This is a genomic window from Amphritea atlantica (genome assembly GCF_900111095.1).
GTDB classification, from domain to species: domain Bacteria; phylum Pseudomonadota; class Gammaproteobacteria; order Pseudomonadales; family Balneatricaceae; genus Amphritea; species Amphritea atlantica.
Genome location: NZ_FOGB01000001.1, coordinates 157,678 through 171,739, shown reverse-complemented (window position 1 = coordinate 171,739; position 14,062 = coordinate 157,678). Strand labels below are relative to the sequence as shown.

The 14,062-nt window shown below is 52.0% G+C and carries 7 protein-coding genes; 2 read left to right on the top strand and 5 right to left on the bottom strand.

The genetic code is table 11. The annotated features are described in order from the left end of the window. Window positions 1-2 precede the first annotated feature (2 nt). Window positions 3-1,598, bottom strand: a complete 1,596-nt coding sequence (peaA, locus tag BMY09_RS00785) for a quinohemoprotein amine dehydrogenase subunit alpha (RefSeq protein WP_091352651.1) — start codon at window positions 1,596-1,598, stop codon at window positions 3-5. A 336-nt stretch (window positions 1,599-1,934) separates the two neighbouring features. Between peaA and BMY09_RS00780 the strand changes: the two genes are divergently transcribed. After that, window positions 1,935-2,657 carry a response regulator gene (locus BMY09_RS00780; protein WP_091352648.1) on the top strand — a complete coding sequence of 241 codons (723 nt, stop codon included), beginning with the start codon at window positions 1,935-1,937 and terminating at the stop codon, window positions 2,655-2,657. A gap of 3 nt (window positions 2,658-2,660) precedes the next feature. Continuing rightward, entirely contained in the window at window positions 2,661-9,041 is a 6,381-nt protein-coding gene (locus BMY09_RS00775; RefSeq protein ID WP_091352646.1) for an AAA family ATPase, read from the top strand. A 291-nt stretch (window positions 9,042-9,332) separates the two neighbouring features. On the opposite strand, the gene BMY09_RS00770 is transcribed toward BMY09_RS00775, so the two are convergent. The 4 genes from BMY09_RS00770 to BMY09_RS00755 all read right to left on the bottom strand — a co-directional run bounded on the left by BMY09_RS00770 (window position 9,333) and on the right by BMY09_RS00755 (window position 14,025). Then, entirely contained in the window at window positions 9,333-10,742 is a 1,410-nt protein-coding gene (locus BMY09_RS00770; protein WP_091352643.1) for an aldehyde dehydrogenase family protein, read from the bottom strand. 73 nt (window positions 10,743-10,815) lie between these two features. Beyond that, a complete protein-coding gene (locus tag BMY09_RS00765; protein WP_091352640.1) occupies window positions 10,816-12,132 on the bottom strand; it encodes an alginate export family protein in 1,317 nt (438 codons plus the stop codon). A gap of 276 nt (window positions 12,133-12,408) precedes the next feature. Next, window positions 12,409-12,786, bottom strand: coding sequence for a group II truncated hemoglobin (locus BMY09_RS00760; protein WP_091352637.1), 378 nt, complete (start codon window positions 12,784-12,786; stop codon window positions 12,409-12,411). 9 nt (window positions 12,787-12,795) lie between these two features. Next, complete coding sequence (locus BMY09_RS00755) at window positions 12,796-14,025, bottom strand: multidrug effflux MFS transporter (RefSeq protein ID WP_091352635.1); 1,230 nt, start codon at window positions 14,023-14,025, stop codon at window positions 12,796-12,798. Window positions 14,026-14,062: the final 37 nt, after the last annotated feature.

The following is a 14,062-nucleotide window of genomic DNA, read 5'->3' as shown; positions in this document are numbered from 1 at the left end:
TGTTACTGAATAGCGCGTTTGATATAGCTCGGAACAGCCACCAGCAGGTCTGACTCACCCTCAACAGTGCTATCGCCATCTTTAACGGAAGCCACCACTTTCAGCATGCCAACGTTATTGGTAGACATCTTGCGCTGTGGGTTCGGGCCAGTATCACCCGGAGTAAAGACGCCGTTGCTGTCGATGGTGCCGGCAAACTCAACATCCCGATCCTCTTCCGCCACTTCATTCTGTGGTTTCAGCGACCAGGTGGCAGGCATATACCCCAGCCGCAGATCATCATCAGTGCCTGGTTGGCCATCTTTACCAGCACTAAACGCCAGCGCGCGGTAGGTTGATTGCACTTTTGGAATCTTACCGCCGTTGCCACCGATACGTGCCAGCGACTGAGGTGGTGATACCTGCACGGTTGCAACCTTGTCATAGACAGCCAGTTGCGCTTTGGCTTTGGTTGCGCCCACCGCGACATCACGCATTCCGACAGTGGCTGAAGCAGACGCTTTAGCCGCTACTACCACCCGGTCAGCATCACGGGACAGGACTTTAAGGACTTTGACACCAGCCCCCAGATTAACGCTGCCTTTCAGATAGCCGCCAAAAATGGTGACCTCGGATGTTTCACCCTGCTTCAGGGCACTCGGAGACAGACCAACGATGGCACTGCCATTGACCGCTCTCAGATCCCCGCCAATCTCATCGTGGGCACTCTGATACATACGACCGGTCAGGGAGGTGCCATCTGTAGAGGCGGCCATAACCTGACGCATGCTGACACCATCAATCGTCAGAGACGCGCGCCATTCATAACCGGAAAAGACCTGCGCGGCACCATTACCACTCAGTAAAGAGCCATCGGCATAATGGCCATCCAGATTAACGGAATACTTATTATCTGAAGTTTTTACTACTTTCAGGATAGCGCTGTAATCACCCTTAGCAGGCATATAACCCGCGACAGACCAGCTACCTTCCAGCTTAGGTTTTGCCATTTTCTGCCACTGTTTCCAGGCAGCATCATTGAAAGCATAATCCATCGCCAGCTTAGGGGCTGTTTCATTCAGGGCGATGTCGTACCAACGACGATCCCGTGCCAGAGCATGTAACTCGGTAGTGGGATGGATCGCCATGTGAGTGTTCACCAGCTCTTTCCACTCATCCTCGGTACGGCGCTGTAAGCCGAACCGGGCGTTAGAGTGACAACGGGCGCACATCTCTTTGTACGCTGGATCAACGTCTTCAACAACGTTTGGCTTCTGTTCCAGCACATAGCGGAACGGCGCGGCTTCAGAAGGCGCCAGCCCCTGGGTGTCAGACAGGTATCGGATCACTGCCTGAGTCTCTTCAGAGGAGAGCACCAGACCGTTCCGATGCTGCATTCGCTGCAACGTCATCTGCCAGCCTTCAGGCGTTTTACGCTGCTGACTGATTCTTGAATATGGCGTTTCGGGGTTTCCGGTGCGCGTATGGCAGCTCAGACATTTTTCCTGAATCACCTTCTCACCATCCATCGCCCAGGACGCCGCCGGGGTCAGCATAGTCCCCATCAGTGCCAGTGCACTCACACTGAGTAGTGCATGCTTGGATTTATTATTGTTCAAGGCCAATCACTCCTGTAAGAATTTTCTGTGCAGCATCTGTTGCGGTAAATCGGAACAGATGCAGGCCCTCATCGATTTTTTTAGTTCGCCGGTCTCCCAACTCCAACTAACCTAACCGTCCGGTGTAAATGAATTTCCGTGAATTTGTGCTAAGTTGTTATCTAATGTAACAGGATGTAACTACGAATCTTTGATCGAATATAACTCATTATTAATAAAAGATTTTTATCTGAAACATGATACAACACAACTTATTGAAGATATCTGTTCCGAATCGCGATAGCTTGCTAGACTCAAGTCTGACGATCAACCAACCCCTTATAATAGTAGTAGACCATGACCGCTCCCACTGAACAGACGCACATCCTAATCGTAGAAGATGATTTTGCCTCCCGCTCTCTGCTGGTCAGCTACTTTGAAAACGAAGGTTATCGGGTGAGTGAAACCGACCATGGTGAAAGCCTGGTACAGCGGGTGCTTGATGAGAGAATCGATCTGGTGCTGCTGGATATCAATCTGCCCGGCAAGGACGGACTGACACTGACCCGCGAACTCAGAGCCCACTCAAAAGTCGGCATCATACTGGTGACCAGCAAAGGCGATGAGATTGATCGTATCGTCGGACTGGAGCTGGGCGCCGATGACTATGTCACCAAGCCCTTTACCCCCCGCGAACTACTGGTGCGGGCCAAGAATCTGATCTGGCGGGTCACCGATCAACCGGGTAAAGCGGAAACCAGGGAGAAACACCTGATTCAGTTTGAAGGCTGGACGCTGGATTGCAGCAAGCGCTTACTGGAAAGTCCGGAAGCTGTTTCAGAACGTCTGCCAGAGGGCGAATTCAAACTACTGAATGCACTCATCAGTCGCCGGGGTCAGGTGCTCAGCAGAGATCAGTTGATGGATGCCATTCATGATCGGGAATGGAACCCCAATGACCGCTCTGTCGATGTGCTGGTTGGACGCCTGCGACGTAAACTTAACGATAATCCGCTTGATCCCCACTTTATACTCACGGCACATGGCGCTGGGTATATGTTCGCCGGGGAGATTGACTGATCTATGTCCCATGTTCCCGGCTTTCAGGTCCAGACCATTATCCACCGGGGTAAACACTGCACGGTCAGTCGCGCCCTCAGGGAGAATGATCTGCAGCCAGTCATCATCAAACAGCTCAACAAAAACTCAACCACTCCCGAAGATATCAGTCGTTTTGAGCATGAATATGAACTGCTCAGCAGCCTGGATATCAGGGGGGTTATAGCACCTTCAGTTCTGACCAGCGTCAACCACCAGACCACGCTGATATTTCCTGACCAGGGAGGCATATCCCTGAGGCAGATGATGCAAAAAAAACAGTATTCCTGGGAACAGATTCTGCCGATGGCAATCGCGCTTTGCGAGCTGCTGGGACGGCTGCACAGCGAGCGGGTGATACATAAGAAACTGTCTCCGGATAATATTCTCTGGTTAGCAGAAACCGGAGAGGTGCAACTGATCGATTTCGCCATTGCCACCCGGCTGACCCGCGAACAGGCCAGCTGGAACTCACAACAACTCTCCGTTGATGACCTGCGTTACATGGCGCCGGAGCAAACCGGGCGGATCAACCGACATATCGATTTTCGCAGTGACTTTTACAGCCTGGGTGTCACCCTCTATGAAATACTCTGCGGACGTCCACCCTTTACCGGTAAAGATCGTCTGCAACTGATCCACAGCCATATTGCCAAACACCCGCAGGCACCCCACAAAGTTAAACCTGAACTGCCGGAGATGCTCAGCCGGATTGTCCTGAAACTGATGGCCAAAGATGCCTCGGAGCGGTACCAGTCAAGCTTCGGTATCTCTGAGGATCTGAAACGCTGCCTGACGCTTTGGACGCAGCACCAGAGTATTCCGCTGTTCAGCCTGGCCCGTAAAGATATCTCTGAACACTTCTCCATCCCTCAACGTCTCTATGGGCGTGCGGCAACCATCCAGAAACTGCGTAACAGTTTCGATCAGGCGAATCTGCGACGTCAGGAGCTGATTCTGATTACCGGTTACGCGGGCGTGGGGAAGTCGAGTCTGGTTCACGAACTGCGTCACTATATCCATGAACAGAACGGGCGGTTTATCAGCGGCAAGTTTGATCAGTTCCGTCGAACCCGCCCCTACTCCGGTATTTTTCTCGCCCTGCAGGGTCTGATCAGGCAGCTGTTAACCGAGAACGAACAGGAGATTACAGGCTACCGGGATCAGATCCTCAATGCCCTGGGGCAGAATGCCCACGCCCTGATACGCCTGGTGCCTGAACTGGAACTGATCATTGGCCCACAAAAAAATACGCCCCGCTTTTCTATTCTCGAAGAGCAGAACCGCTTCTCCCGTCTGGTGAAATCACTGCTCAGCGTATTTGCAACGGCAGAAACCCCGTTGCTGCTGTTTCTCGATGATCTTCACTGGGGGGATCTGGCGTCATTCAACCTGATCACCTCATTGTGTGAAAAGGGTGATATGTCAAACCTGCTGATTGTCGGCAGCTACCGGGATCAGGAAGTGAGTCCGACTCATCCCATGACGCTGGCGATCAGTAAGATAAAACAGGGCAGTAGCAACATCAGTGAGATCTTCCTTGAACCGCTGAACAAATCCCAGATTATCAGACTGATTGCAGATACCCTGAGAACCGAACCGCAACACTGCACCGAGCTGGCGCAGATCTGTCTGGAGAAGACCCAGGGCAACCCGTTTTTCCTCATTCAGTTTCTTTACTCACTGCATGATGAGGGACTGATCCGCTTTCAGAACAACCGCTGGCAATGGGATGAACAAAAAATCCAGTCACGGGAGATGAGTGATAACGTCATCGACCTGATGGTCAGTAAGATACAAAAGCTGTCTCATGCGAGTCAGAAAGCGCTGCAGATGGCCGCCTGTATCGGCAGCCCGTTTGATCTCAACACCCTCGCCGTTGTCTTAGAACAGAGTCCCCACAGCACCACCGGAAACCTGATGGATGCCATGCGTGAAGGGCTGCTCATTCCGCTGGATATCAACTACTCAAGCCGCTCAGGACTGCGCTTCGAACGTCACCGCTATCGCTTTGTCCATGACCGGATTCAGCAGGCGGCCTACTCTCTGATCCCCGAAAATCAACGGCAGCAACTGCACCTGCAGATAGGCCGGCTGTTACAACAGCGTTTTCCTGATCAAAACAGCCGGCCGGTGTTCGAGATAACCAACCATCTGAACAGCGCCCGCACGCTGATCGAGTCCACCGCGGAGCTGACCGAGCTGGCATCACTCAACTGCCAGTCTGGCATGCAGGCACTGGATTCAGCTGCCTTTGATGCCGCCCAGGAATATTTTCAGACCGGCATTGAACTACTGCCGGATAACAGCTGGCAACAACATTACGAACTGACCTTAACCCTCTATAAAAGTGGCGCTGAAGCCGCCTATATCCGCGCCCAGTATGAGCAGATGAACTATCTGATCGATCAGGTGATACAGAATAGTGAAAACGTGCTCGACCGGGTCAAAGTCTTCGAGATCAGAATTCAGTCGCATATTGCCAGGAACCAGTTCGACCAGGCGATGAAAGTGGCCCTGCAGGTGCTTAAACTGCTGGGGGTAGAGCTACCCTCAAAACCCAGCAGACGACATATCTGGCAAGGCGTTTTAAGAACCCAGTGGTTACTGCACAGACGCAGCCGGGAGCAGATACTCAACGCCGCCCCCATGCAGGACCCTCATGATCTGGCAGCCCTGTCGATACTGGCCAGTATGTTCGGGGCGGTAAAATTTTCCAGCTCGGCCCTGCGGCCACTGGTGATGGCCAAAGAGGTCGAACTCACCCTCACCCGGGGTATTACAGCGCACTCCCCGATGGCCTTTGCCGGTTATGGCGGTATCCTCTGCGGCAAGTATTTCGCCATTGAACAGGGATATCGATTAGGTTCCATCGCCATCGAGCTAGACCAACGCCAACCCGACCGCCTGTTGCATCATCGCACCATGTCTCTGTTCGACTCTTATGTACGCCACTGGAAAGAACCGCTGCAGAACTCACTGAGTTCGCTGATGGAGGGACATCAACAGGCGATCAACTGTGGCGACATTGAGTGGGGCAGCTATAGCCTGGCAGCCTGGATCCAGTATGCGTTTACCCAGACAGACAATTTTGCAGAGTTACAGCCGACACTGGAAAACTACACCAATGCACTGCTGCAATATGGGCAAAAACCATCGATACAGTATTCACTGCAGGCATTACAGGCAATCGATAACCTGCTGGGGAAAAATGAAGATCCAACCCGGTTGTTTGGCCGCTTTTTCAATCAAACAATGCTGGATGAACACCACAGTGAAGACCATCGCACCGCGATCGCCACCTATCACCACTACTGTGCGCTGCTCTGCTTTATTTTTGAAGACTATCAACAGGCTAACTGGCATTGCGAAACAGGCGCGCCCTATCTACCGCATATCGTCGGCACCTACTCCTCTCCCTGCTTTGAATATATAACCGCCCTGTCCAGGCTCGCACTTCTATCTGATATCAGTATTCTGCAGCAGAACAAAAAGCTGAAACCTATTCGCAGAGCACTTCGCAGAGCCAAACGCCAGGCTCGCCACTGCCCTGAAAATCATCAGCATTTTGCTTCTCTGCTGCAAGCTGAACTGTATCGGGTCACTCGCCAGTTTCACAAAGCGATGGACTATTATGATGCGGCCATCAGCTGCGCTCAGCGGAACCATTTTCATCTGATAGCCGCACTTGCCGCAGAGATGGCCGGCCGTTGCTATATCGAGTGGGATAAACAGAATATTGCCCACACCTATCTTAATGATGCCTGGGACCGGTATCAGCAGCTGCAGGTCAAACCAAAGCTGCAACAGCTACAGAGCCGCTATCCGGAGTTATTCGCCAGTCGTAGCATCAGCCACAACGAAAAGAACAAAACACTGACCAGCACAGATGACGGCGACACCTTTTCCAATCAGCAGCTGGATACCATTTCGGTTATCCGCTCTTCCCAGGCCATTTCCGATGAGATCGTGCTGGAGAAACTGCTCGGCAGGCTGATGGCACTGGCGCTGGAGAGTGCCGGAGCACAACGGGCTATTCTCATACTTAAAGAGCGGGACGAATACTATATCGAAGCGGAAACTGAGCTGGATCAGCCGCCCCGGTTCTTCAAAAATCTAACGCTGGATGACTGCACCAGGCTGCCGGTCAGTATTGTTCACTATACCGCCCGCACCAAAGAGATTGTGGTGCTCAGTGATGCCCACAGTCATGATATGTTTATGCAGGATAGTTATATCCGGGCGCACAAACCCCGTTCGTTGCTGTGCATGCCGATCCTCTACCACGGCGAGCTGACCGCCCTGCTCTATCTGGAAAACAATGAAAGTCGAAATGTATTCGATCCATCACGCATGGAAACCCTGCAAATACTCTCGGCCCAGGCGGCCATCTCCATCGAAAATGCCAAGCTATACTCCAGCCTGGAACAGTCAGAACAGGAGTTTCGCTCACTGTTTGAAAACACCGTTGAAGCCATTTTCAGGGCCAGTGCGCAGGGGCATTTTATCTCTGCTAACCCGGCTCTGGCTGAACTGTTAGGCTATTCCAATCCACAGGAGTTTCTGCACACCATCACCGATATTGGCAGCCAGTGCTTTGCCAACAGCATCGACCTGCACAGCTTCCTCAGTCAGTTATCTGCCGATAACCGGGTGCTAGGCTTCGAAACCGAGTGGCTGCGCCGCGATGGTACCCCCGTAAATGTCTCCATCTCGGCACGCCGGGAGCTGGATGACCAGGGTAATGTTGTTTACTACGAGGGATCACTGAGCAATATCACCGAACGTAAAGCGAAGGAACAGGCGCAGCTGAATCTGCAGAAGTCAGAAGCCGCCAGTCAGGCAAAGTCTGAATTTCTGGCAACCATCAGCCACGAGATCAGAACCCCCATGAACGGGATTCTGGGGATGGCTCAGCTGCTTAATAAAGGCAACCTTCTCCCTGACCAGCGGGAACAGGTCGAGGCGATCTACCAATCCGGTCAGAACCTCCTGTCAATCCTCAATGATGTCCTCGATTTCACCAAGGCTGAAGCGGGTCAGGTGGAGCTGCACAACGCGCCCTTCTCCGTCAGACAGGTGCTCAATGAACTGGAGTTGATGCTGCGGCCAATGACACTGGAAAAACGTCTGTCACTGGAACTGGTGATCAGTGACTCGTTGCCCGACAGGGTTTTCGGTGACCGACGCAGTCTGGTACAGGTATTGATGAACCTCTGCGCCAATGCCATTAAGTTTACCCAGCAGGGTTACATTAAAATATCGGTCGACGCCCTTCAGAGTGATCAGACCACCAGAATCCATTTTACGGTTGAAGATAGTGGCATCGGTATTCCTGAAGAATCGCACCACCGGATCTTCCAGCACTTCTCCCAGGCAGACTCGTCCATTACCCGCCGGTACGGTGGCACCGGTCTGGGGCTTGCCATCAGCAAAAAAATGGTCGAACTGCAACAGGGCGAGATCGGCTTTAGCAGCATCGCGGGACAGGGCAGCCAGTTCTGGTTCACCATCCCCTATGCGCTAACGACAACAGAGCAGGACAACCTGATAGACAGCCTGCCTGCCCCAACAGCTCCAACACCACTGGATATTTTGCTGGTCGAGGATACGCCCATCAATCAACAGGTGGCGAAAGGCCTGCTGGAAAGCGATGGACACCGGGTTGAGATCGCTGAAAACGGTTATACCGCCCTGCAGAAACATGATCAGCACGACTACGATCTGATACTGATGGATATCCATCTGCCGGATATGGATGGCATGGAAACCACCCGCAGAATCCGCCAGCATCGCACGCCGGAAAAAGCCAATGTGCGGGTGATCGCCCTGACCGCCAGTATTACCGAAGCGGAGATCAACAACTATCATGCCGCCGGGATCGATGCGGTGATCGGCAAACCCCTGCAGTTTACCGAACTACAACGACTACTGAGTCAACATCCGGCAGCCGTTAACAATACCGAGCTTCACGCATCTGTGCCGAATCCTTCAGAAACGGTGACAGCAACAAATGAGATGACGACTATGCTCGATGAACATCTGGTTGGCCAACATTGCAGCATGCTGGGCAGCGAGAAATTTATCCGCCTGCTTAATCAGCTAGAACAGCAATGTCAGCAACTGACTGAGAAGATGCAGCAGGCATACGAGGCTGAAGATTTTAAGGCGATGCAAAGTTTCGCCCATCAACTGGCCGGAGCAGCGGCAAATTTCGGTCTGCATTCACTGGCCGTGCGGAGTAAAGCGATAGAGATGGATAAAGAAGTAATCACATCAGACACCTGTAACGAACTGAAAAGCCTGGTAGCTATGGGTCTTGAGGCGCTGCACCAGTTTAGTCAGCAGAGCGAAACCAGCAACTAGCGGCAATAAAAGGCTAAAAAAAGCCCCTCATCAGAGGGGCAAAGCTATCGTTTATAGCCAGGAAGAAAGCTCCGGAAAACGAGGCCCCGGATCACGAGAGCTCCGGAAAACGAGAGCACCGGAAAACGAAAGCACCGGGATACGCTCCCGGCAGGGCGATCAAGAAACAGGATTTAACAGAGAATTCTGATAAACAAAGGCGAAACAAGTATAAAAAGAGATAACAGAAAGCAGCCTCTACCACTTAATCAGGCTGCTTCCTATGCTGTGCTGCGCACTTAGCAGCAACGATTATTTATTGATATTAAGAACCTGTGCAGAGGTATATTCCATCAGACCTTCCTGACCAAACTCAACGCCGAAGCCTGACATCTTACAGCCACCAAAAGGCGCATAAGGCAGCAGCTCTGCATGACCATTGATCCAGGCCGTACCACACTCCAGACGTCCGGCAATCTGCGTTGCTTTAGCAATGTCTGACGACCAGACAGATCCACCCAGCCCCACGTCTGTTGCATTGGCTCGTTTAATCGCATCCTCAATATCGGTGTAACGGATAATTGGTAACACCGGACCGAACTGCTCCTCATCCACCAGACGGCAGCCGTCAGTCACATCAGCCACCAGAGTCGGTGGATAAAAATAACCAGCGCCATCCACCAGAGAGCCACCACAGATAATCCGGGCACCATTGGCGCGGGCATCTTCAACCAGTTCGTTTACCAGATTCAGCTGAGCACGGTTCTGTACCGGTCCGAAGGTCACACCTTCATCCAGACCATTACCCATCACTTGTTTTGCCGCAACATCAGCCAGCTTCTCACACAGCTCTTCATAGATAGAGTCATGCACATAGAGACGCTTCAACGCGGCACAGGTTTGCCCCATGTTAAGGAATGCGGTCTGGAAAATACCCTCAGCAGCCTTCGCAGGATCGGTATCCGGCAGCACGATACCGGCATCATTGCCGCCCAGTTCCAGAGTCAGGCGTTTAAGGTTATCGGCCGCACCGCGCATAATGGTTTGCCCGGTAGGGGTCGATCCGGTAAATACAATTTTGCGAATGCCCGGATGCTTGGTCATACCGCTGCCGATACCCGTTTCACCGGTGACAACATTGACCAGTCCTGGAGGCGCCACTTCATTGATAATCTCCACCAGACGGATAGTATTCAGCGGTGTCAGACCGGAGGGCTTAGAAACCACCGTATTACCGGAACGGATCGCCGGCATGATATGCCAGACAGCGATCATCAACGGCCAGTTCCACGGCGTGATAGAACCAACGACACCAAGAGGCTTACGATGCACCTCCACCCGTTTAGTATCACTGTCTTCAAGAATATCCACCGGCATTTCCAGCTCAGCGGTGGCACGGGTCCAGGCAACAGCACCGCCAACTTCCATCTGTGCCAGAAACAGCGGCTTACCCTGTTCCTCAACGATAATCTGCGCCAGCTCAGCAGCATTGGCCTCAATACGATCAGCGATGTCATGAAGTAACTTTTTCCGCTCGGCATCGCTGGAATGCTGCCAGCTTTCGTAACATGCCTGTGCGGCACTGACCGCTTCATCCAGCTGTTCAACACTCGCCTGAGGGCAGAGAGCAACCACTGCTTCGGTCGCCGGGTTCAGAACGTCAAAAAAACCACCCTGAGGCGCGGTCTTCTGACCATTGATCATCAGTGAATACTCTTTCATACTCATATTCCTTTGTTGGAGAGATACAGGGCCTCTGCCGAAGCCCTGTTTTTTTATCATTATGTTGTGTTAATCAGAACGGCACGATAGCGATAACCTGCGCGTAAGTATTGGTGTCATCGTTACCCTGCGTGCTGTTAGCATTATCCGGTGTGTAGAAACCCAGTACCGGACTGATAATCAGATGATCCATCGCCACCCACTCAGCCCAGATATTCAGCTCATTAGCAGACATATCAACTGAATCGGTATCGTTCTTGTCTTCAAAGTTGAAGTAACCGGCGCCCACGGTGAGCATCTCGCTCGGATGCGCTGTTACCCCCAGGTAGTGGATATCGGTACCTGTACCAAACGGTCCGGCGTAGTTAGCGGCGACCTCGCCCTGGAACCAGGTTCCATAACCTCGGCTAAAGCCGAAGAACAGTGGATCATAGCCTTCATCGTAACTGGTGAAGCGGTAGTTCACACTGGGTGCCCATGGCGCATCAGCAAAGGTCCAGCCTGCTTCGGCATACCAGGCGTTTGTGTCATCACCACTGACACCATCTTCCTGAGAAACATACTCTGAAGAGAGGAACAGGTTTTCAACACCGGCATTACCCTGATAGCGAACGCTGATGGTTTTCTGACCATCACGCCCCTCAAGCCCCATGAATGCGGCTTCGCCAGCATCCACACCCAGGCCTTTTATATACATCGCTCCAAAGGTGCCTTTTTCAGTCACATACTCAAGATTGATACCCGCCAGCTCCATACTGGCCTGACCGGCGTTATCTGACTCTAACCAGAAAATATCTGAGCGTACGCCATCATCGCCGCCAACACGGGCAACCACGGTTTTATCAAATGCTTTACGGGCCGCCAGCCAGTATGCACCACCTCGGTCAGGCTCAAACGCAGGGTCAATACCCTCAAGGCCTTTACCTAAATTAAGTGAATCGCCATTAAGAATAAAACCATCACCGATGCTCAGATTCTGACGACCAACGGAAAGCTCAAACATATCGGTGCGGAAACCTGCGTAAAGGTCTTCAATTTTGGTTTTGCTCTCATCACCGGTTGTTAACCCTGCAGCATCGCCATCACCCCAGGTGCCGGAAGACACAGCATTAGCAGCGCCGAACAGGGATGCCCCATTACTCAGCTCGCGAGTACCGCTGAAACCATACTTAATATAGCCTTCCTGCCAGCTTGGTTTTGACTCACTATTACCATAGGTTTCATCACTGCTGAACACACCAAAAACAGCTTCCACATCCAGATTAACCTCAGTCCCATCCTGTGAGTAGAGGTTGTAAGCCTGTGCCGGCATAGCCATGGCTGCCGTTGCCGCAGCAACTGCAGCAGATAGCAGGTAACCAGACAGGTTATGGCCATTTGATTTCTTCATCGATATTTCCTCCGCGAACACGCGATATTTTTATAATCGTCAGGCAGCGGATCATCGCCGCTGTCTTGCAATGGCTGCCGATTAACCTGTCAGAGTTCGAAGGGGGAGAACTCTGTACAGGTCAGGACAGACTGAGCACAGGAAACAGAGTAGCCTGAGGGTGTAAACCAGATTCCGTGGAAATGTATAATGTTGTATGAAGATGTAACAAAATATAACAAGCGGAGAATATGGGCTTTCTAAGCGTAAGAAAGCCCGGATTAAGAAGACTAGCCGCTATTCAGCGTTACGCATCATCTCAGCCAGATTGAATACAGGCTCTTTCAGCATTTGAATCAGCTCTTCTGAAGCATTCAGATTGACCAGAGCCTGATCCATGCAGCGCAACCACTGATCCCGTTCGTCACTGCCGATCGTAAACCTGGCGTGCTGACTCGACAGACAGACGGTTCCATATTTTTGAAAATAGAGGTCCGGTCCGCCCACCCAGCCGGATAAAAACATAAACAGTTTTTCCGCAACCTCCGAGGTATCTTTTGCATGCATAGCGCGAATTGTGCTGGCTTCAGCGCGTTGTGACATCACCTTATAAAACTCGTTCGCCAGCGCCCTGACACCGGCCTCACCGCCGAGTAGCTCGTATGGAGTCGACATAAAACCTTCCTATGACTTAACTATTTTAACCGGACGCTGGCTGTGGATGACATTCGCTCTGTGAATAAACAGTGCAGCGCCACTGGCCAATACGCCAAAGCCAGCCACTAAAGGTAACACAGTGGCATCAAACAGTTGCCCCACCAGAGTGCCTGACACCACCGCCAACAGTGTTGAGACATTACCAATCACTGCCGATGCGGTGCCTGCAATATGGCCAAATGGCTCCATTGCCATAGCATTCAGATTACCAAACTGTAGGCCGACAAAAAACAGTGTCACCCCGAGATAGATCATCAGCCCCCAGAGCGGCGGAACTCCCTGCAACAAAAAAGTAATCAGATACATAACCGACGAGAGTAACACCACCATCACCGCGGCACTCAGCGCTAGCCGTTTGGTGCCAAAGCGCATCACTAAGCGTGAATTCAGGTATGAGGCCGCCGCAAAACTAATGGTCAGGGTGGCGAACAGTAGTGGAAAGGCCGCCCCCATCTTATAGATCCCTTGCAACACCGGCTGCACGGTGTTGAGAAAACCGATAAAGGCACCAAAGATAAATCCCAGCGCAATCACGTAATAAACCGCAGCATGCTCGTTCACCATCCGCCGCAGATTTCTCAGCGTCTCTTTAACTGAAAATGGTACCCGATCTTCGACAGCCAGCGTCTCCGGTTGCCGTAACCAGAACCATAGCCAGGCGATGCTGGCTAAACCGAGCAGAAAAATAAAGATCTGTCGCCAGCCAAACAACCAGAGTATACCCTGACCGATCAGCGGGGCTATCACCGGCGAGATAATAAAGATTGTCATCACCAGCGACAGCACCCGGGCCATCTCATTGCCTTTATACTGATCGCGGATAATCGCCAGGGTAATGGTTCTGGGCCCCGCAGCACCGAGGCCCTGCATAAAACGACCAAGCAGCATCATCTCCAGGTTATCTGAAAACAGTGCCACCAGGCTTCCGAGCACAAAGATCAGAATTCCCAGAGATATAGCGACTTTACGCCCTTTCGCATCGGCCAGAAAGCCATAGATTAACTGTCCAACAGCCATACCGGCATAGACAATCGCAACCACCAGCTGAATATCATTGCTGTTGCTGACATTCAGATCTGACGCCATCGGCCCCAAACCTGGCAAAACCGCATCGATCGAAAGCGCCACCATGCACATCAACAGCGCCATCAGGGCAACAAACTCTCCAGACGGATGGTGCAGTGTTAGCTGTTTCATTGAGTACTCGCAAACGGCAGACAGGGTTTCAACATAG

Bases quoted from the DNA above. Each gene is read 5' to 3' on its own strand.
- BMY09_RS00780 (WP_091352648.1), top strand. From the start codon at position 1,935: ATGACCGCTCCCACTGAACAGACGCACATCCTAATCGTAGAAGATGAT.
- BMY09_RS00775 (WP_091352646.1), top strand. From the start codon at position 2,661: ATGTCCCATGTTCCCGGCTTTCAGGTCCAGACCATTATCCACCGGGGT.
- BMY09_RS00770 (WP_091352643.1), bottom strand. From the start codon at position 10,742: ATGAAAGAGTATTCACTGATGATCAATGGTCAGAAGACCGCGCCTCAG.
- BMY09_RS00765 (WP_091352640.1), bottom strand. From the start codon at position 12,132: ATGAAGAAATCAAATGGCCATAACCTGTCTGGTTACCTGCTATCTGCT.
- BMY09_RS00760 (WP_091352637.1), bottom strand. From the start codon at position 12,786: ATGTCGACTCCATACGAGCTACTCGGCGGTGAGGCCGGTGTCAGGGCG.
- BMY09_RS00755 (WP_091352635.1), bottom strand. From the start codon at position 14,025: ATGAAACAGCTAACACTGCACCATCCGTCTGGAGAGTTTGTTGCCCTG.